The following is a 17,871-nucleotide window of genomic DNA, read 5'->3' on the forward strand; positions in this document are numbered from 1 at the left end:
CGGGTCCCCGGGAGCGCGCTCGAAGCCCGCCGACTGACGGCGCCACCCCGGGTGGTGCCACCCCGGGTCGGCGTGGCGGGCGGGGCCAATGATCGGAGGTCGTTCGTCATGTCCTTCGTCTCCGGCCGTACCGGCGTCTGGCTCATGGGCGCCCGAGGCTCGGTCGCCACCACAGCGATCACCGGCGCGCTCGCCATCAGGGCCGGTCTCGCCGCGCCCGACGGGTGCGTGACCGAGCTGTTCGACCGACCCTGGCTGCCACCGATCGGCTCGCTCGTCTTCGGCGGCCACGACATCTCCGATCTCCCCCTGCCCAAGAAGGCCGAGGCGCTCGGCGCAGCAGGCGTGCTGCCCGCGCACCTCGCGGCCGCGCTCAGCTCGGATCTGGCCGAGGTCGACGCGCACATCCTGCCGCTGCCGTCCACGGTGGACGACATCGCGCGGGACATCGCCGCGTTCCGCGATCACCATCGGCTCGACCGCGTCGTGGTGATCAATGTGGCGAGCACGGAGCCCGTACCCACCGAAGATCTTGATCTTGTCGATCTGGACGGTCTCCCGCCCAGCTCCCGCGCCGCGCACGCCGCGTTCACCGCAGGCAGCGCGTTCGTCGACTTCACCCCGTCCACCGGCGCCCGCCTGCCCGCACTCGACGCGCTCGCCCACCGGCACGGCGTCCCCTACGCCGGCAACGACGGCAAGACCGGCGAGACGCTCGTCAAGTCCGTGCTCGCGCCGATGTTCGCCATGCGGCACCTGCGCGTGCGCAGCTGGTCCGGGCTCAACCTGCTCGGCGGCGGCGACGGCGCCCGGCTCGCCGACCCCGCCGCGAACGCCGCCAAGACCGCAAGCAAGCAGCGCGTGCTCGCGGACGCGCTCGGCTACCAGCCGCAGGGCACCACCCGCATCGACTACGTCGAGGCGCTCGGCGATTTCAAAGCCGCCTGGGACCTGATCAGCTTCACCGGCTTCCTCGGCACGTCCATGCGCATGGAGTTCACCTGGCACGGCTGCGACTCCGCGCTGGCCGCGCCGCTCATCCTCGACCTGGCCCGGCTCACCGCCGCCGCCCACGCCGCCGGCCGCGCCGGCCCTCTCCCCGAACTCGCCTTCTTCTTCAAAGACCCGATCGGCGCGACCCCGGCCGCCCTCTCCGACCAGTGGAAACTCCTCATCGACTTCGTCGAAGACCTCCAAAAATCCCTTGAGGGTACGGCCGAAGAGGCACACTCCGACGCAGGAACGCGCTCCGGGCCGGTGGCCGATTCCGACGCGGCCCGGCCATTGAGGGCTTCCGATGCCACCAGGCCTCCGGCGTCTTCCGGAGCCGAGGTCGCCGGGCCTTCGACGGCTCCTGACGTCGCCCGGTCTTCCGCGGCCCCGGGCGCTCAGATCGCCAGGCCGGTGGGCGCTTCTGACGTCGCCCGGTCTTCCGCGGCCCTGGGCACTCAGATCGCCGGGCCGGTGGGCGCTTCTGACATCGCCCGGTCTCCGGCGGCTCCCGGAGCCGAGGCAGCCCGGCCAATGGAGGCTCTTGACGCAGCCCGGCCGCCGGCCGCTCCAGGAGCCGAATCGACCACCCCCGATCGAGACGGGGGAGTGGCCTGATGGGCCGCCTCGCCGATCTGGCCGAGCTGGTGCGCGCGCCCGCCGCACTCTCCGTCCCCGGCGACCTGGTGTCCGGCGCGAGCGCGGCAGGCGTCCTCGGCCCGGCGACCGGCGGGCTGACCGGCGCGTCCGTCTGCCTCTACTGGGCCGGCATGGCCGCGAACGACTGGGCCGACCGAGACCTCGACGCAGTCGAACGCCCGGAACGCCCGATCCCGTCCGGCCGGGTCCGCCCGGCCGCCGCGCTCGGGATCGCCGCCGGACTCACCGCCGCCGGTGTGGCCCTCGCGGCCGCGTCCGGCGGGCGGCGTTCACTCGCGGTCGCGGTGCCGCTCGCGGCCATGATCTGGGCCTACGACCTGCGCGCCAAGAACACGGCCGCCGGCCCCGCGGTGATGGCCGCGTGCCGCACGCTGGATGTGCTGCTGGGCGCGACCGCGTCCGGCCCGGCTCCGAGACCGCTGAGCCGGGCGCTGCCGGTGGGCGCGACCGCGTCCGGTCCGCAATCGAGGCCGCTGGGTCGCAGCCTCGCCCGGGCGCTGCCTGTCGCGGCCGCGATCGGCGCGCACACCTACACGGTCACCGCGCTCTCCCGGCGGGAGGTGTCCGGCGCCCGGCCCGCACTCCCCGCCGCCACTCTCGCGGCGACCGGTGCGCTGGCCGCCGCGATCGTGGCAGGTCCGGTGCCGCATCCCGCGGTCGTCGGCGCGCTCGCGGGACAGTATCTGACCGGCTACGGCGTGGCGCAGGGCCGCGCGGTCGCGTCGCCCGGCGCCGGAACCGTCCGTGCCGCCGTGGGCGCGGGCATCACCTCGCTGCCGGCACTGCAGGGCGCGCTCACCGCCCGCGCCGGCTCCACGCTTGCCGGTCTGGTGGTCGCCGCCGCGGCCCCGCTGGCCCGCATGCTCGCCCGGAAGGTGTCGCCGACATGAGCACTCCCGCCATTCGCGCTGCTCGCCCGGAGAGCGCTCCCGGAACGCCGCGGTTCGGTTACGGGACTAACGGATTCGCGAATCATCGGCTGGCCGACGCGCTGCGGGTGATCGCGGATCTCGGCTACGAGGGCGTGGCGCTGACGCTTGATCACGACCACCTGGACCCGTTCGCGCCGGGGCTGGCCGCGCGGACCAGCGAGGTCGCGGACCTGCTGCGGGACCTCGGGCTCGCGGTGGTGATCGAGACCGGGGCCCGCTACCTGCTGGATCCGCGGCGTAAGCACGCACCCACGCTGCTGCACGACGACCGGGCGCTGCGCATCGACTTCCTGCGCCGGGCCGTCGCGGTCGGCGCGGATCTCGGGGCGGAGGCGGTGTCGTTCTGGGCCGGCGTCCGGCCGGACGGTGTGGAGCCCGCCCTGGCCTGGCAACGCCTTGTCGACGGCTGCGCGGAGGCGGGCGCCGCCGCCGACTCGGCCGGGATCCCGCTCGGCTTCGAGCCCGAGCCCGGCATGCTCGTCGAGGACATCGCCGGGTGGCGCCGGCTGCGTGCGGATCTGGGCGCGCCGTCCTGGTTCGGGATGACGCTCGACATCGGGCACTGTCGCTGCCTGGAGCCGCTCGACGTCGCCGGCAGCGTGGCCGCCGTCGCGCCCTACCTGGTCAACGTGCAGATCGACGACATGCGGCGTGGTGTACATGAGCACCTGGAATTCGGCACGGGGGAGATCGACTTTTCGCCGGTGCTGCGCGCGCTCGCTGATGGCGGCTACCGCGGTCTGGTCGCGGTCGAGTTGCCCCGCCACTCGCACGCCGCCCCCACCGTCGCCGAGTCCTCGCTGACCTTTCTCCGGAATGCCTGGTCAACGGCGTCGCGGCTGCGGCCGGCGCCCGCGCCTGCCGACCCGAGCGCGGACCAGGATGCACCTAGTTTCCTAGGAAGCGCTAGACGGGGTGAGGCGCTGCATCACGCGGCGGCCGTGCCCGGCGGGAGGACGTCATGACCGGCACACCGAACGGACAGACCATGGTGGACCAGGGCGAAGACATGATGGAGGAGCTGCGGGGCGCGCTCGACGGCGTACCCGGGAAGGATTGGCTCGTCGAGGCGGTGGCCACGGTGCGACGTGAGCCGCCGTCGATCGCCCGCCTCTATCCCGCCGCAGGCCGGCACACCGGCCGGGACGCGCTGCCCGGCGTTCCCGGCTGGACCGCCGACGCCGCCGCGCGCGCGGTCCTGCTCGGCGCGCTCCTGGAGACCCCGAGCGGCGCCGACCAGATCGCGGAGCTGTACCGCTACGGCGACGCGCGGGAGAAACTGGCGATCGTCACCGCGTTCTCGCTGCTCCCGGACGCGCCCGACGACCAGGTCATCCCGATTCTGCGGGACGCGCTGCGCACGAACGACACCCGGCTGGTCGCGGCCGCGCTCGGCCCGGTCGCGGACCGGCTTGACGACCACGCCTGGCGGCAGGGCGTGCTGAAGTGCGTCTTCATGGGCGTCCCGCTGGCCGGCGTGCACAGCGTGCGCGACCGCGCCGACGACGGCCTCGCGCTGATGCTCGCCGGCCTCGCCGAGGAGCGCGCCGCTGCCGGCCGGGACTTCCCCGAGGACGCGGACGCGCTGCTCACCGCGCTCCGCCGGCGCCAGAGCCGGCCCTAATGACAGCACCGGCACCACACCCGGCGCCCGGCACGGATAAGCGAATGAGGGGAGAGGCGATGCGGATCTTCGACCCGCACATTCACATGACCTCGCGGACCACTGACGACTACGCGGCGATGGCCGCGGCCGGTGTGCGGGCGATCGTGGAACCGGCGTTCTGGCTGGGCCAGCCGCGCACCGGGCCCGGCTCGTTCGCGGACTACTTCGACGCGCTCGTGGGCTGGGAGCCGTACCGGGCGGCGCAGTTCGGGATCGCGCACCACGCCACGATCGCGCTCAACCCCAAGGAGGCCAACGATCCGCGCTGCCGGCCGGTGCTCGACCTCGTCCCGCGCTACCTGGCGAAGGACGGCGTGGTCGCGGTCGGCGAGATCGGCTACGACTCGATGACGCCTGAGGAGGACGACGCGTTCACCAGGCAGCTGGCGATGGCGGTCGAGGCCGGCCTGCCCGCGCTGGTCCACACGCCGCACCGGGACAAGGTGCGCGGCACCACGCGCAGCCTGGACGTGGTGCGCGAGTCCGGGATCGGGCCGGAGCGGGTGGTGATCGACCACCTGAACGAGGTGACGGTCAAGCAGGTCAAGGACGCGGGCTGCTGGGCCGGCTTCTCGATCTACCCGGACACCAAGATGTCGCCGCCGCGGATGGTGGAGATCCTCAAGGATTACGGCCCGGAGCGTGTGCTCGTCAACTCGGCCGCGGACTGGGGGAAGTCCGACCCGCTGCTGACCGTCCGGACCGCGGAGGCGATGCGCGAGGCCGGATTCACCGACGACGACGTGGACCTCGTGTTGTGGCGCAACCCGGTGGAGTTCTACGGCCAGTCCGGGCGCCTCAACCTCGACAACACCACGAGCGCCGAGGGTACGTACGAGGGCAGCTCGATCCTGCGCGGAGGCAGCTGATGCGGTTGCGGCACCGGGACGGCTCGACAGTCCACCTCGGATACTGCACGAACGTGCACCCGGCAGAGGACCTGGCCGGGATCGTGGCCCAGTTCGACACCTACGCCGTGCCGATCAGGGAGCGTCTCGGCGTACCCACGCTTGGTCTCGGCCTGTGGCTTGCCGCTCCGGTGGCGGCGGGCCTGGCGGCGGACCGGGTGGCAGTGCTGCGGCTGCGGTCCGAGCTGGCCGCGCGGGGCCTCGAGGTGGTGACGCTCAACGGCTTCCCCTATCAGGCGTTCCAGGCGCCGGTCGTCAAGCACGCGGTCTACTACCCCGACTGGTCGGCGCCGCAGCGGCTGCACTACACGCTCAACCTGGCGGAGGTGCTTGCCCAGTTGCTGCCGGACGACGCGCGGCGCGGCTCGATCTCCACGTTGCCGCTGGCCTGGCGCACGCCGTGGGACGAGATCACCCGGCTGCGCTGCCAGGCGAACGTGAACGCGCTCGGCGAGGGCCTCTCCGAGCTGGAGCGGCGTTCCGGGCGTACCGTGCGGGTGGCCTTCGAACCCGAGCCTGGCTGTGTGATCGAGTCGACCACGCAGGCCGCGACGCTTCTCGCCGGTGTGGACCCGGAGCGGATGGGCGTGTGCGTGGACCTCGCGCACCTGGCCTGCGCGTGGGAGGAGCCGCGCGAGGCGGTCGCCCGGCTGGACGCGGCCGGCGTGCCGATCGTGAAGGTGCAGGTGTCGGCCGCGCTGGAGTCCGCGGACCCGCGCGCGGAGCGGGAGGTGCTGCGCGGGTACGTCGAACCGCGCTTCCTGCACCAGACGCGCGCGCGGTCCGGCCTCGCCACCGACGACCTGGACGAGGCATTGTCCACACCTGATGACGGCCCGTGGCGGGTGCACTACCACGTGCCGCTGCACGCGGAGCCGATGCCGCCGCTGCGCGCCACCACCGACGTGCTGCGCGACGGCCTGGACGCGGTCATCGGCGGCACCGAGGCGCGCTGTGACCACCTCGACGTGGAGACCTACACCTGGAACGTGCTGCCGGAGGAGCGGCGGCCGTCCACACCCGGCGAGCTCGCGGCCGGGATCGCGGCGGAGCTCGCCTACGCCCGGGACCTGCTGACCACGCTCGGCCTGACGGACACCGTGGAGGCGCACCGATGACCACCAAGCTGCTGGTGCTCGACGTGGTCGGGCTGACCCCGCGCCTGCTGGCGCACATGCCGAGGCTGTCCGCGCTCGGCTTCCAGGCGACGCTCGGCACGGTGCTGCCGGCCGTGACGTGCTCGGCGCAGTCGACGTTCCTGACCGGCGAGCTGCCGTCCGGGCACGGAATCGTCGGCAACGGGTGGTACTTCCGCGAGCTGGGTGAGGTGTTCCTGTGGCGGCAGCACAACCGGCTCGTCGGCGGCGAGAAGGTGTGGGACGCGGCCCGGGCGCTGCAGCCGGGCTACACCGTGGCGAACGTGTGCTGGTGGTACGCGATGGGCGCGGACGTGGACTGGACCGTCACGCCACGGCCTGTCTACTACGCGGACGGGCGCAAGGAACCGGACTGCTACACGTACCCCCCGGATCTTCATGATTCTCTTGTCGGAAAGCTGGGGACCTTCCCGCTCTTCACCTACTGGGGGCCGAGCGCGGGGATCGCGTCGTCCGCGTGGATCTGCCGGGCCGCCGAGCAGATCATGGCGGAACAGAACCCGGACCTGACGCTCGTGTACGTGCCGCACCTCGACTACGACCTGCAGCGCTTCGGCCCGTCCTCGCCTGAGGCGGCCGCCGCAGCCCGTGCCGTGGACGACCTGCTGGCGCCGCTGCTCGACGCGGCCGCCGTCCGTGGCGCGACAGTGGTGGCGCTGTCCGAGTACGGCATCACCGACGTGTCCCGGCCGGTCGACGTGAACCGGCTGCTGCGCCGCGAGGGCCTGCTCGAGGTCTACACCCAGGACGGCATGGAGTACCTGGACCCGTGGACCTCACGTGCGTTCGCGGTCGCGGACCACCAGGTGGCGCACGTGTATGTGCGCGACCCGGCCGACGTTCCCCTGGTGGCCCGCCTCTGCGCCGGCCTTCCCGGCGTCGATCTCGTGCTCGACGAGGCGGGCCGGAAGCAGCACGGCCTCGACCACGCCCGCGCCGGAGACCTCGTCCTGGTCGCCGAGCCGGACGCCTGGTTCACCTACTACTACTGGCTCGACGACGCGCGCGCCCCCGACTTCGCCCGCCTCGTCGAGATCCACCGCAAGCCGGGGTACGACCCGGCCGAGCTGTTCTTCGATCCGGCAGGCGTCGGCGCCGCCAAGGTCCGGGCCGCCACCGCGCTGCTGCGCAAGAAGACAGGCATGCGGTATCTGATGAACGTGGTCGGCCTCGACGCCGGCGCCCGCGCGGTCCGCGGCTCGCACGGCCGGCTCCCCGCCGACCCGCTCGACGGCCCGGTGCTGCTCTGCTCCGACCCGGCGCTCGCCCGCGACCGGTTCGAAGCGGTGGAGGTGAAGGACTTCCTGTTGCGCGCGGCCGGTCTGACCGATGACGCTGTATCAATCGACTGACAACGCTGTGTCCATCGACTGACAACTCAGTGGGAAGGTCGTGGATGTTGATCGACGTCGTCGCGAACGCCGGCGGACTGCGGGACCGCTGCGAGACGGTCCTCGCCGGCTGGCTGGACGCACAGCGCCCGGCCTGGCCCGACCCGGCCGTCTTCGAGACGCTTCGCCGGTTCGTGCTGCACGGCGGCAAGCGGCTGCGCCCGATGTTCTGCTACTGGGGCTGGCGCGGTGCGGGCGGCGAGGACGGGCCGGAGATCTTCTCCGCCGCTGCCGCGCTGGAGCTGTTCCACGCGTTCGCGCTCGTGCACGACGACATCATGGACGGCAGCGACCTGCGCCGCGGTGAGCCGTCCGTGCACCGCAGCCTCGCCGACGAGCACCAGCGGCGGGGCTGGCGTGGGGACCCGGGCGCGTACGGCGCGGGCGCGGCGCTGCTCGTCGGCGATCTGCTCGCCGCCTGGGCCGACCAGCTGTTCGCGGAGTCGGGGCTGCCGCCGGACCGCCTCCGCGACGGCGCGGCGATCTTCGCCCGCATGCGGACCGAGGTGATCGCCGGGCAGTACCTGGATCTGCGGGCCGGCGCCGGCGCCGGCTCGGTCGCGGATGCGCTCACCGTGATCCGGATGAAGGCCGCCCGCTACACCGTCACCCGGCCGCTCCAGATCGGCGCCGCGCTGGCCGGCGGCGGCGATGCGCTGCTGGCCTCGCTCGGCGCGTTCGGCGACCCGCTCGGCGACGCGTTCCAGCTGCGCGACGACGTGCTCGGCGTCTTTGGCGACCCGGCCGTCACCGGTAAGCCCGCCCTCGACGACCTCCGCGAGGGCAAACAGACGGTGATGCTGGCGCTGGCCCGCGACCACGCCACCCCGTCCCAGGCCGCCACGCTGTCCCGGCTGGCCGGAGACCCCGCGCTTGACGAGCCGGGCGCGGCCGTGCTGCGCCAGATCATCGTGGAGACCGGCGCGCTCGCCCGCACCGAACGCATGATCCGCATCCGTGCCGAGGCCGCCCGCGACGCGCTCGCCGCCGCCCCGGTCACCCCGGCCGCGGCGGCGGCACTCGCCGAACTGGCGGACCGGGCCGTACACCGCCTCGCGTGAACGCGTCACCGGTCCGGGGCGCGGGACAGTTCCACGTCGTAGGAGCTGGTGTGCGCCTTTCTCAGAAGGGGCGGGTGCCGGGGAGTGGGCCGTCCGGGTCGATGGTCCGCATGATTCGCGCGCTGATGTCGTACAACTGCTTGGGCTGGATCTTGGTAAGTGGGTCGAAGACCAGGCGGCGGACCTCTTCGACGTGGCCGGGGGCGGAGGCGACGACCTTCGCCATGCCCTCGTCGGTGAGGATCGCGAGCGTGTAGCGGCCGTCCGACGGGTCGGGTGCGCGGCGGACCCAGCCGCGTTTCTCAAGCCGGCCGATCGCCTGGGACATGCGGGGGAGCGAACCCTCGGACATCCGGGCCAGCAGGCTGATCCGCAGCTGCCGGCCGGGCGCGTCGGACAGCCCGGCCATGACGATGTATTCGAAGTGGCTGAGGCCGGCGTCGCGCTGCATCTGTGCGTCGAGTGCGGCGGGCAGGCGCATGAACATGGAGACGAACGCCAGCCAGGTCTTCAGCTCGTCCTCGTCCAGCCAGCGGGGTTCGTCAGTCATCTGGCGAGTATAGCGATGACTTGCGCGCTTAACTCATCGTCGCTACGGTTCGCTTAACTGCTTAAGTCATCTGACAGGTCTGAGGAAACATGAACATCGTTCTGTGGGTCATTGCCGGGCTGCTCGCGGCCGCCTTCCTGTTCTCCGGCGTGTTCAAGCTGGTCATGCCGCGTGACAAGTACGTCGCCGCCCAGCCCTGGTCCGCGGACGCGCCGCGGTGGGCGCCGACGGTGGTCGGCGTGCTGGAGATCCTCGGTGCGATCGGCCTGATCCTGCCGGCCGTGGTCGGCGTCGCGCCGGTCCTGGTTCCGCTGGCCGCGGTAGGCCTGGCCCTGGTCATGGCCGGCGCGATGGTGGTGCACGTGCGCCGCGGCGAGTTCTCCGCGCTCGTGCCGAACATCGTGCTGCTGATTCTGGCCGCGATCGTCGCCTGGGGACGGTTCGGGCCGTACGCCTTCTGATTGATGGGCATGCCTCGATGTCGGTCGTGCTCTAAGGTCCCTTGTGGGCTTACCAGCGCACGATCGACATGCATGGGGGCATGGATGCTTCGACGAACGACCCTGGTTGTCACAGCGATCACCGCGATGGTGCTGAGCACCGCGCAGGGAGCGCAGGCACACGGCGGCGGTTTCACGCCCGGTGCCAGCGGGGTGGGCGACGCCTACTACCCGCTCGACGGCAACGGCGGCTACGACGTCCGCCACTACGACCTCGACGTGAAGTACACGCCGGCCACCGACGTGCTGGCCGGCACCGCGACCATCTCCGCGCGCGCCACGCAGAACCTCTCCGCGTTCAACCTCGACTTCGAGGGGCTGACCATCCGGTCGCTGACCGTGGACGGCACGCCGGCCCGTTACGCGCGCAACGGCGGCGAGCTGACCATCACACCGCGCCACGGCCTGCCCAAGGGCCGGTCGTTCACTGTGGTGGTGCGCTACGACGGCGTGCCGCAGACCATCGACGATCCGAACCTGGGACGTACCGGCGTCTTCCACACCGACGACGGCATGGTCATCGCCGGGCAGCCGGACGTGGCCGCGACCTGGTACCCGGTCAACGACCACCCGCTCGACAAGGCGACCTACACGATCAAGGTGACCGTGCCGGAGGGCCTGGAGGCGGTCGCGAACGGCGCGCTCATCGGCTCGCGCACCCGGCACGGCTGGACCACCTGGACCTGGGACGCGGCCGAGCCGATGGCGTCGTACCTGGTCACTGCGAACGTCGGCGAGTTCGACCTGCACGCCTACAAGGTTGACGGCATCCGCTACTGGGACGCGGTCGACCCGGACCTCACCGAGACCGGGGAGCGGGTGTTCATCGACAAGGCGTTCGCCCGGCACCCGGAGATCAACGGGTTCCTCGCGGACAACTTCGGGCGGTACCCGTTCCGCACGTCCGGCGGCATCGTCGACGACATGGAGGGGCTCTACTTCGCGCTTGAGACGCAGACCCGGCCGATCTACTCGAAGTACTTCTTCACCGACCAGTCGAGCGCGGACAACGTGGTCGTCCACGAGCTCGCCCACCAGTGGTACGGCGACAGCCTCGCCGTCGCCCGCTGGCAGGACATCTGGCTCAACGAGGGCTTCGCCACCTACGCGGAGTGGCTGTGGGCCGAGCACGAGGGCCGGGCCACGCCGCAACAGCTCTTCGACGCGAACTACCAGGCCATCCCGGCCGACGACCCGTTCTGGCAGCTGACGATCGGCGACCCGGGCCCGGTGCGCCTGTTCGACTACCCGATCTACCTGCGCGGCGCGATGACGCTTCAGGTGCTGCGCAACCGGGTCGGCGACGACGCGTTCTTCCGGATCATCAAGGGCTGGGCGACCACCCGGGCCGGCGGCAATGTGACCACGCCGCAGTTCATCGCCTACGCGGAGCGGGTCTCCGGCAGGCAGCTTGACGACCTGTTCGACACCTGGCTCTACACCGCGACCCGACCGGTGGTGGAGACTTCCGCCGCCAGGACGGCCCTTCCCGGGCCGGCTGCGCCGACGCTTCGTAAGTAAGAGTTCCGCCGTGGCCGGGCCCCGTCCTCCGGAGCCCGGCCCGTGCGTTCTTCACAGGCTTTCGAGGGTACGGCCGACGCGCCCGACTGATCAGCGCGAGGAGAAAGCCGCGTCGAAGGCGGCGTCCGGGGCGTCGAAGGCAAGGTTCCTCACGAACCTCAACGCCTCCGGCGCGCCGACAAGCCGATCCATGCCCGCGTCCTCCCACTCGATGGAGAGCGGGCCGGCGTAGCCGATCGCGTTCAGCGCCCGGAAGCAGTCCTCCCACGGCACGTCGCCGTGCCCGGTCGAGACGAAGTCCCAGCCCCGGCGCAGGTCAGCCCAGGGCAGGTGCGAGGCGAGCCGGCCACGCCGCCCGTCGCCGGTCCGGACCTTGGCGTCCTTGCAATCCACGTGGTAGATCCGGTCGGCGAAGTCGAGGATGAAGTTGACCGGGTCCAGGTCCTGCCAGACGAAGTGCGACGGGTCCCAGTTCAGCCCGAACGCGGGGCGGTGGTCGACCGCCTCGAGCGTGCGCTTCGTGGTCCAGTAGTCGTAGGCGATCTCCGACGGGTGCACCTCGTGCGCGAACCGCACGCCCACCTCGTCGAACACGTCAAGGATCGGGTTCCACCGGTCCGCGAAGTCCTGGTAGCCGCGCTCGATCATCGAGGCCGGGACCGGCGGGAACATCGCGAGCGTGTGCCAGATCGACGAGCCGGTGAACCCGACGACCGTGTTCACGCCCAGCTTGGCCGCGGCCCGGGCGGTGTCCGCGATCTCGGCCGCGGCGCGCTGCCGTACCCCCTCCGGCTCTCCGTCGCCCCAGATCCGGGCCGGCAGGATGTCCTGGTGGCGCTCGTCGATCGGGTGGTCGCAGACGGCCTGCCCGACCAGGTGGTTGGAGATCGCGAAGACCCGCAGGTTGTGCTTGGCCAGCTGCTCGCGCTTGCGGTCCACGTACGACTCGTCGGACAGTGCCTTGTCCACCTCGAAGTGGTCGCCCCAGCAGGCGATCTCCAGCCCGTCGTAGCCCCACTCGGAGGCGAGCCGGCACACCTCCTCGAACGGCAGGTCCGCCCACTGGCCGGTGAACAGCGTGATCGGTCGCGCCATGTGATCTTCTCCCTCGATGCGCGCGGTGCCTGTGGTGAGGCAGTGCAGCAGCGCCGGCCCGGGCCGCGGCGGGTGCCGCGGGCGGGGGCGTGCGCCGCTCGGCGCGAGGGGAGGCCGAAGGAGACCCCGGCACGTCCGGTGAGGGCCGACGGGAACCAGCACCCCGGGCGGGTTGCGCCTCCCGCCCGAGCCGTCGGCCCGCGGAACACGCCGCGGATCCGCCTCCCACCTTAGGCCACGATCAGCCCGCCGTGAACTCCCGCGCGATCGACTCCACGCCGCGCAGGATCAGATCGAGCCCGAGCAGGAAGTCGGCGTCGTCGATCCAGTCCGGGTTCGCGCCGAACGCACCGCCGGCCACCGCGGCCGAGAGCGCCGGGTACACCGCCGGGTCGAGCACCTCGGTGAGCATCGCGCCGTAGTCGGCAGGCCCTTCGAGCGCCTCCTGCGGCACCATGCTCGCGACGAGCGCGGCCTGGCTGGCCGCATAGCCGGTGAGCGTGGTGGCGATCGCGATCCCGGCCTGCGCGGGCAGGCCGGTGCCGTCCAGGGCCGCCAGCGCACGGTCCAGCCAGAGCAGCGTGCGCGGGCCGGTCGGCGGCGTGCGCCGGGTCAGCTCAAGCTGCCACGGGCGGGCGATCAGGAAGTCCCGGTTGGCCCGTGTCCAGACCGTCAGGTAGTCGCGCCAGTGCCCGGCGGGCGGCGGCGGGTCGGGCACGGCCGCGTCCGCCATCAGGACCAGCAGCTCGTCCTTGCTGCCGACGTAGCGGTAGAGCGACATCGGTGCGACGCCGAGCGCAGCCGCGACGCTGCTCATCCGCACGCCGGCCAGCCCGTCCGCGTCCGCGACGGCGATGGCGGCCGCGACGATGCCCGGCACGTCCAGGCTCGGCCGCGGCCCGTGCCGTGAGCTGGTGTCCCGCCCCCACATCCGCGCCACAGTCGGCGGAATCGTCCCCATCCGGACAGTCTAGGGATCGCTATTGCGTATGACGTACTGTGTTGCTTATACGCAGAGGGGGAGCGCAATGAAACGCTCGGTGGACGTCGATGCGGTGCGGGGTTTCGCGCTGCTCGGGATCTTCGTGGTGAACGTGACCTTCATGGCCTCGGCCTATCCCGGCAACCTGACAGTCGATCCGCGGTTCGCCTCCGCGGCCGACGAGGTCGTGCGGGTGCTGTCGTCCGTGCTTGTCGACATGAAGTTCTACGTGCTGTTCTCGTTCCTGTTCGGCTACAGCTTCACGTTGCAGATGGACGCTGCCGCGCGAGCCGGGGCCGCGTTCTCCGGCCGGATGCTGCGCCGAATAGCCGGACTCTTCCTGATCGGTGCGCTGCACACAGCCTTCCTGTACGGCGGCGACGTGCTCACGACGTACTCCATGGCGTGCTTGATCCTGTTCCTGATGCGCCACGTGCGGGACTCGATCGCGATCCGGGTCGCCGTCGTCCTCTATGCGATCGTGCTGCTCAGCATGGTGCTAAGCGCCCTGTTCGTGGACGCGTCGGCCTGGTTGCCGGACCCGGCTGCGGCGCAGGCCACCGCGGCCGCCGAGACCGCGCGGATGGCCGCGGGCGGCTGGGAGGCGCACATCGCGCACAACATCGGCGGCCTCTGGCTGGTGCTGCTCAACGCCGTGTCCGTCCAGGGGCCGACCGCGCTCGCCATGTTCCTGCTCGGCATGGTCGCCGGGCGCCGTGGCCTGCTCACCGGCGTCCGCGGCGACGAGCCGGTGCTGCGCCGCCTCCAGTGGATCGGCTTCCCGCTCGGCCTCGCCGGCGGTCTCGCCTACGCGTTCGGTGGCGGCAACGGCTCCAGCCTCGCCGCCGCGGCAAGCGTCGCCACCGCACCCCTGCTGACCGCGGCCTACGTGGCCACACTGCTGCGGGCCATGCATCGGTGGGCCGCGGTCCGGCAGTGTCTGGCCCCCGCCGGCCGGATGGCGCTGAGCAACTACCTCGGCCAGTCCGTGATCGGCATGCTGATCTTCACGGGGGTGGGGCTCGGCCTGGCGGGCACGTTCCCGCCGGGCGCGCTGATGCTCCTGGCCGTGATCGTCTTCGCCGCTCAGGTCGCGGTGAGCGCGCTCTGGCTCCGCCACTTCCGCTACGGCCCCGCCGAATGGTCCCTCCGCTGGCTCACCAACGCCCACCGCCCACCGATCCACGCGACGTGACGTCTCACCTGTCGAAGCACCACCGCCGGCGTCTACTCGGTGCGCAGGGCTGACGCGGTTCGGGTGCGAGCCGCCCACCCGGCCGGCAGCAGCGCCCCCGCAAGCGCGATCGCCGGGCCGCCGAGCGCCAGGAGGATCAGCGGAAGCGGGGCATAGACGTCGAGCATGGACGACGGAAGGCGGAGACCACCGCTGGCGGCCATCGCGGGAACGACAAGCCGTTGGAGGAGAACGCCGGCCGGGACGCCGAGCAGTCCGCCGAGGAGCCCGACGCCCGCGACCGACGCGACGACCATGACGACCGTCTGCCGGGGCGTCATGCCGAGGGCCTTGTAGACGCCGAGGTCGTGCACGCGGTCGCGCAGGTCGAGGACCAGCATGTTGAACACACCCAGCGCGGCCACCGCGACGAGCAGCAGCGTAAGCGTGGCGGTGAGCCCCTGAACCACCAGGAGCAGCGGGTCGATCTCGGTGTCGTTCGGGGCGACGGTGAGGCCGTCGATGGTCAGGCCGTCCGCGTAGTCGTCCGCGTCGGTGCCGGGGGTGAGCGCGATCCGGTACTCGGCGGGCTCCAGGCCGGGGAGCGGCCCGGTGAACACGCTTGGATTCGTGTCGAAGACCTCACCGACGATGAGCAGGCGGGTGACGGCGCCCGCGACAGTGATCGTGGCCGTGTCACCGACCCGGGCCCCGGTCGCGCTCAGGAACTGGCCACCCGCAACCGCCTCACCGGGGGCGGTGAACCACCGTCCGCTCACCATCTCGAAGCCGTCCCAGGAGGCGTCGCCGGTGTAGGCGTTGACGGTGAACGGATCGGTGAGACCGGGCGCGGTGCCGGGCGCCTGCGCGAAACCGTAGGCGGCCCGGGTGCCGTCCTCGGCTGCGATCGCGGCGAGGACGGCCGACGCCTCGGGCAGCGGGGACGGTGCCTGGCCGGAGGATCCGCCGGGCAGCGCCGCGCCGGCGGGTGCCGCACCGGAAGATCTATCAGGGGGTGCGACGGCGGGCGGCCCACCGTCCGTCCCCGCTCCACCAGGCGGCGGCGGTGCGGCGGGCGGAGGCGCCGCTCCGGGCGTTCCGCCGGTGAGCGCCGTCGACACCAGCGTCACATCCGCGGTGTTCTGGGTGGCCGCGCTCTGGATCCGGACCAGCGACGACGCCAACCCGACGGCGAACGTGCCCGCCGCCGCCCCGGACGCGACCGCAAGCAGGATCGCCAGCGTCCGTACCGGCCGGGCGAACGGCCGCGCCGCCCCCAGGCCCACCGCCGGAGACATAGGCATCCGCGCCAGCACCCGTGCCACCCACCGCCCGCTCCCGGGGGCGGGCGCGCGCCCGACCGCGATCGCATCGACAGTGCGCAACCGCCCGGCCCGTGCCGCCGCGGCCAGCGCGGTCACCGCCACCACCGCAAGCACCCCGGCGGTGGCCAGCACCGTCACCCACACGTCGATAGCGGTGTTCGACGAGCCGAGCACCTCCTCGGTCTGGGCCAGCACCGGCAGCGCGATCAGGTTCCCGGCCACCGCGCCGCCCACCGCCCCGGCCACTGCCGGGAGCAGCGCCTGCGCCACGAAGGCCCGCACGATCCCGGCCGGTGTGCAGCCGAGCGCCTTGAGGATGCCGATCCGCCGGGTCGCGGCGCCGACAGTTCCGGCCACCACCGTGCCGACGACGAGCACCGCCATCACGATGCTCAGCAGCGCGAACGCGACCAGGAACGGCACGAACACCGCCGCCTCCCGGACCGCGCGTTTCCGCACGTCGAGCCAGGAGCGGGCGCCGGTGACCGCGCCGGCAGGCAACGCGCCGGTCACGGCGGCCCGCGCGGCGGCCATCTCGTCAGGCGTGCCCGCGGCCCCGAACCGGTACAGCATCTGCCAGCTCCGCACCGTACCGATCGCGGACGGATGTATCCAGGCGACAGCGGTCCCGCTGACCGAGCGGGCCGTGCCGACAACTGTGAGCACCACGCCACCCTCGGCGGTGAGCCGGGTGCCGACTCCGGCACGGACCGGCCCCTCGCCCACCACGATCTCGCCGGGCCCGGTGACCCAGCGCCCGGCGGTCACCTCGACGCGGTCCACGTCCCCGCCCGGCTCCGCGCGCCCCACCACCGTCAGCGGCGGCGGCCGCAGGCCCGGACCCGAACCGAAATTCACAATCGTCAGCGGGTACGGCCCGGAGCGCGCGACCACCCCGGCCGGCGTGGCCGCGGCGAACTGCTCCGCTGTCGCCACGCCCGGGTCCGCCTCCACGATCAGATGCGCGCCGTTCTGGGCCGCGAACGCGCTGTCGAACGGCGTCCGGGACGCGACCAGCAGGCCGGCCCCGAGCACTGTCGCGGTCACGGCGGCGGCCGAGACCAGCGCGACCACCGCGGTCTGCACCCGGCGCCGCCGGACACCGCCCCGGATCACGCCGCTCACACCGTCACCCCCGCCGAGCCCGGCATCGCGGAGGCAGCCGGGGAACCGGCCGGTGAGACAGCCGAGACCCGGCCGTCGCGCATGCCGATCGTGCGGGTGGCGCAGTCCGCGGCGAGCCGCAGGTCGTGGGTGACCAGCACGATCGTCTGGCCGGTGGCGTGCAGGTTGGTGATCAGGTGGCGGACGTCCTGGCCGGCCACGGTGTCGAGTGCGCCGGTCGGCTCGTCGGCAAGCAGCAGCGCGGGCCGGTTGATCAGCGCGCGGGCGACCGCGACGCGCTGGCGTTCACCACCGGAGAGCCGCCCGGGGTACGCGTCCGCGTGCCGTGCGATGCCGAGCGAGTCGAGCAGCCGGGCCGCGTGCTCGCGTGCCGGGCGCCGGGCAGCGCCGGCCAGGTGCGCGGGGAGCAGCACGTTGTCAAGCACGGTCAGGTCGTCGAGCAGGTTGAAGAACTGGAAGACCAGCCCGACGTGGGCCCGCCGGAACCGGGCGGCCGCGGCCTCGCCGAGCGTCTCAAGCCGGGTCCCGGCGACTGTGACCGTGCCGGAGTCCGGGCGGTCCAGGCCGGCGACCAGGTTCAGAAGCGTGGACTTGCCGCTGCCGGACGGGCCGAGCACTGCGACGCACTCGCCCGCCGACACGGTGAGCGACACGTCGTCGAGCGCGGGCGGGCCGTCGTCGTACCGCCGGGTGACGCCGTGAAGCGCGATCATGGGCTGTTCAGAAGTCATGACCGGGACGCTAGTGTTCTGTCTCAGTTTTGAGTAGTCGTTTGTTGGAGGGCGACGCGTCCACGTCGGACTTTTGCGAGGATCGATTCGGTGGTGGCGGTCC

General features: G+C 72.5%; 16 protein-coding genes. 11 read left to right on the forward strand and 5 right to left on the reverse strand.

Going from position 1 to position 17,871, the window contains the following annotated elements; genetic code table 11:
* Positions 1 to 108 precede the first annotated feature (108 nt).
* From ACIA8K_RS33350 to ACIA8K_RS33385, 8 genes are read left to right on the forward strand one after another with little or no spacing between them, the layout of a single operon-like run.
* Positions 109 to 1,608 (forward strand): inositol-3-phosphate synthase, encoded by a 1,500-nt coding sequence (locus ACIA8K_RS33350; protein ID WP_396066546.1) that lies wholly within the window; start codon positions 109 to 111, stop codon positions 1,606 to 1,608.
* Positions 1,608 to 2,540, forward strand: a complete 933-nt coding sequence (locus ACIA8K_RS33355; RefSeq protein ID WP_396066548.1) for an SCO3242 family prenyltransferase — start codon at positions 1,608 to 1,610, stop codon at positions 2,538 to 2,540. The genes ACIA8K_RS33350 and ACIA8K_RS33355 overlap by 1 nt, the downstream gene beginning before the upstream one ends.
* The gene (locus tag ACIA8K_RS33360; protein WP_396066550.1) at positions 2,537 to 3,547 is read left to right on the forward strand and encodes a sugar phosphate isomerase/epimerase family protein; all 1,011 of its coding nucleotides are present in this window, start codon (positions 2,537 to 2,539) and stop codon (positions 3,545 to 3,547) included. Before ACIA8K_RS33355 ends, ACIA8K_RS33360 begins: the two co-directional genes overlap by 4 nt.
* Positions 3,544 to 4,206, forward strand: coding sequence for an EboA domain-containing protein (locus tag ACIA8K_RS33365; RefSeq protein ID WP_396066552.1), 663 nt, complete (start codon positions 3,544 to 3,546; stop codon positions 4,204 to 4,206). Before ACIA8K_RS33360 ends, ACIA8K_RS33365 begins: the two co-directional genes overlap by 4 nt.
* A 59-nt stretch (positions 4,207 to 4,265) precedes the next feature.
* Positions 4,266 to 5,117, forward strand: coding sequence for a TatD family hydrolase (locus ACIA8K_RS33370; RefSeq protein WP_396066554.1), 852 nt, complete (start codon positions 4,266 to 4,268; stop codon positions 5,115 to 5,117).
* Positions 5,117 to 6,274 (forward strand): metabolite traffic protein EboE, encoded by a 1,158-nt coding sequence (eboE, locus tag ACIA8K_RS33375; protein ID WP_396066556.1) that lies wholly within the window; start codon positions 5,117 to 5,119, stop codon positions 6,272 to 6,274. The genes ACIA8K_RS33370 and eboE overlap by 1 nt, the downstream gene beginning before the upstream one ends.
* Entirely contained in the window at positions 6,271 to 7,665 is a 1,395-nt protein-coding gene (locus ACIA8K_RS33380; RefSeq protein ID WP_396066558.1) for an alkaline phosphatase family protein, read from the forward strand. The genes eboE and ACIA8K_RS33380 overlap by 4 nt, the downstream gene beginning before the upstream one ends.
* A gap of 44 nt (positions 7,666 to 7,709) precedes the next feature.
* A complete protein-coding gene (locus ACIA8K_RS33385; protein ID WP_396066560.1) occupies positions 7,710 to 8,765 on the forward strand; it encodes a polyprenyl synthetase family protein in 1,056 nt (351 codons plus the stop codon).
* A gap of 61 nt (positions 8,766 to 8,826) precedes the next feature.
* Here the strand turns inward: ACIA8K_RS33385 and ACIA8K_RS33390 are convergent, their stop codons facing one another.
* Positions 8,827 to 9,315 carry a MarR family winged helix-turn-helix transcriptional regulator gene (locus tag ACIA8K_RS33390; RefSeq protein ID WP_396066562.1) on the reverse strand — a complete coding sequence of 163 codons (489 nt, stop codon included), beginning with the start codon at positions 9,313 to 9,315 and terminating at the stop codon, positions 8,827 to 8,829.
* An 89-nt stretch (positions 9,316 to 9,404) separates the two neighbouring features.
* Between ACIA8K_RS33390 and ACIA8K_RS33395 the strand changes: the two genes are divergently transcribed.
* Both ACIA8K_RS33395 and ACIA8K_RS33400 read left to right on the forward strand, forming a co-directional pair.
* Complete coding sequence (locus ACIA8K_RS33395; protein WP_396066564.1) at positions 9,405 to 9,776, forward strand: DoxX family protein; 372 nt, start codon at positions 9,405 to 9,407, stop codon at positions 9,774 to 9,776.
* Between the two features lie 84 nt (positions 9,777 to 9,860).
* A complete protein-coding gene (locus ACIA8K_RS33400; protein ID WP_396066566.1) occupies positions 9,861 to 11,336 on the forward strand; it encodes a M1 family metallopeptidase in 1,476 nt (491 codons plus the stop codon).
* A gap of 90 nt (positions 11,337 to 11,426) precedes the next feature.
* Here the strand turns inward: ACIA8K_RS33400 and ACIA8K_RS33405 are convergent, their stop codons facing one another.
* Both ACIA8K_RS33405 and ACIA8K_RS33410 read right to left on the reverse strand, forming a co-directional pair.
* Positions 11,427 to 12,431 carry a sugar phosphate isomerase/epimerase family protein gene (locus ACIA8K_RS33405; protein WP_396066568.1) on the reverse strand — a complete coding sequence of 335 codons (1,005 nt, stop codon included), beginning with the start codon at positions 12,429 to 12,431 and terminating at the stop codon, positions 11,427 to 11,429.
* 241 nt (positions 12,432 to 12,672) lie between these two features.
* Positions 12,673 to 13,392 carry a TetR/AcrR family transcriptional regulator gene (locus ACIA8K_RS33410; RefSeq protein WP_396066570.1) on the reverse strand — a complete coding sequence of 240 codons (720 nt, stop codon included), beginning with the start codon at positions 13,390 to 13,392 and terminating at the stop codon, positions 12,673 to 12,675.
* Positions 13,393 to 13,459: 67 nt separating this feature from the next.
* Between ACIA8K_RS33410 and ACIA8K_RS33415 the strand changes: the two genes are divergently transcribed.
* A complete protein-coding gene (locus ACIA8K_RS33415; protein ID WP_396066572.1) occupies positions 13,460 to 14,608 on the forward strand; it encodes a DUF418 domain-containing protein in 1,149 nt (382 codons plus the stop codon).
* A gap of 32 nt (positions 14,609 to 14,640) precedes the next feature.
* On the opposite strand, the gene ACIA8K_RS33420 is transcribed toward ACIA8K_RS33415, so the two are convergent.
* Both ACIA8K_RS33420 and ACIA8K_RS33425 read right to left on the reverse strand, forming a co-directional pair.
* A complete protein-coding gene (locus ACIA8K_RS33420; protein WP_396066574.1) occupies positions 14,641 to 17,037 on the reverse strand; it encodes an FtsX-like permease family protein in 2,397 nt (798 codons plus the stop codon).
* Complete coding sequence (locus ACIA8K_RS33425; RefSeq protein WP_396066576.1) at positions 17,034 to 17,768, reverse strand: ABC transporter ATP-binding protein; 735 nt, start codon at positions 17,766 to 17,768, stop codon at positions 17,034 to 17,036. The genes ACIA8K_RS33420 and ACIA8K_RS33425 overlap by 4 nt, the downstream gene beginning before the upstream one ends.
* Positions 17,769 to 17,871: the final 103 nt, after the last annotated feature.

Source organism: Catenuloplanes sp. NPDC051500, from assembly GCF_044454585.1.
Lineage (GTDB): Bacteria > Actinomycetota > Actinomycetes > Mycobacteriales > Micromonosporaceae > Catenuloplanes.

What these genes read in the sequence shown, in the direction of transcription:
- eboE (WP_396066556.1), top strand. Translation starts at nt 5,117, where the DNA reads ATGCGGTTGCGGCACCGGGACGGCTCGACAGTCCACCTCGGATACTGC.
- ACIA8K_RS33355 (WP_396066548.1), top strand. Translation starts at nt 1,608, where the DNA reads ATGGGCCGCCTCGCCGATCTGGCCGAGCTGGTGCGCGCGCCCGCCGCA.
- ACIA8K_RS33385 (WP_396066560.1), top strand. Translation starts at nt 7,710, where the DNA reads ATGTTGATCGACGTCGTCGCGAACGCCGGCGGACTGCGGGACCGCTGC.
- ACIA8K_RS33380 (WP_396066558.1), top strand. Translation starts at nt 6,271, where the DNA reads ATGACCACCAAGCTGCTGGTGCTCGACGTGGTCGGGCTGACCCCGCGC.
- ACIA8K_RS33370 (WP_396066554.1), top strand. Translation starts at nt 4,266, where the DNA reads ATGCGGATCTTCGACCCGCACATTCACATGACCTCGCGGACCACTGAC.
- ACIA8K_RS33405 (WP_396066568.1), bottom strand. Translation starts at nt 12,431, where the DNA reads ATGGCGCGACCGATCACGCTGTTCACCGGCCAGTGGGCGGACCTGCCG.
- ACIA8K_RS33350 (WP_396066546.1), top strand. Translation starts at nt 109, where the DNA reads ATGTCCTTCGTCTCCGGCCGTACCGGCGTCTGGCTCATGGGCGCCCGA.
- ACIA8K_RS33415 (WP_396066572.1), top strand. Translation starts at nt 13,460, where the DNA reads ATGAAACGCTCGGTGGACGTCGATGCGGTGCGGGGTTTCGCGCTGCTC.
- ACIA8K_RS33390 (WP_396066562.1), bottom strand. Translation starts at nt 9,315, where the DNA reads ATGACTGACGAACCCCGCTGGCTGGACGAGGACGAGCTGAAGACCTGG.
- ACIA8K_RS33395 (WP_396066564.1), top strand. Translation starts at nt 9,405, where the DNA reads ATGAACATCGTTCTGTGGGTCATTGCCGGGCTGCTCGCGGCCGCCTTC.
- ACIA8K_RS33360 (WP_396066550.1), top strand. Translation starts at nt 2,537, where the DNA reads ATGAGCACTCCCGCCATTCGCGCTGCTCGCCCGGAGAGCGCTCCCGGA.
- ACIA8K_RS33425 (WP_396066576.1), bottom strand. Translation starts at nt 17,768, where the DNA reads ATGACTTCTGAACAGCCCATGATCGCGCTTCACGGCGTCACCCGGCGG.
- ACIA8K_RS33410 (WP_396066570.1), bottom strand. Translation starts at nt 13,392, where the DNA reads ATGGGGACGATTCCGCCGACTGTGGCGCGGATGTGGGGGCGGGACACC.
- ACIA8K_RS33400 (WP_396066566.1), top strand. Translation starts at nt 9,861, where the DNA reads ATGCTTCGACGAACGACCCTGGTTGTCACAGCGATCACCGCGATGGTG.
- ACIA8K_RS33365 (WP_396066552.1), top strand. Translation starts at nt 3,544, where the DNA reads ATGACCGGCACACCGAACGGACAGACCATGGTGGACCAGGGCGAAGAC.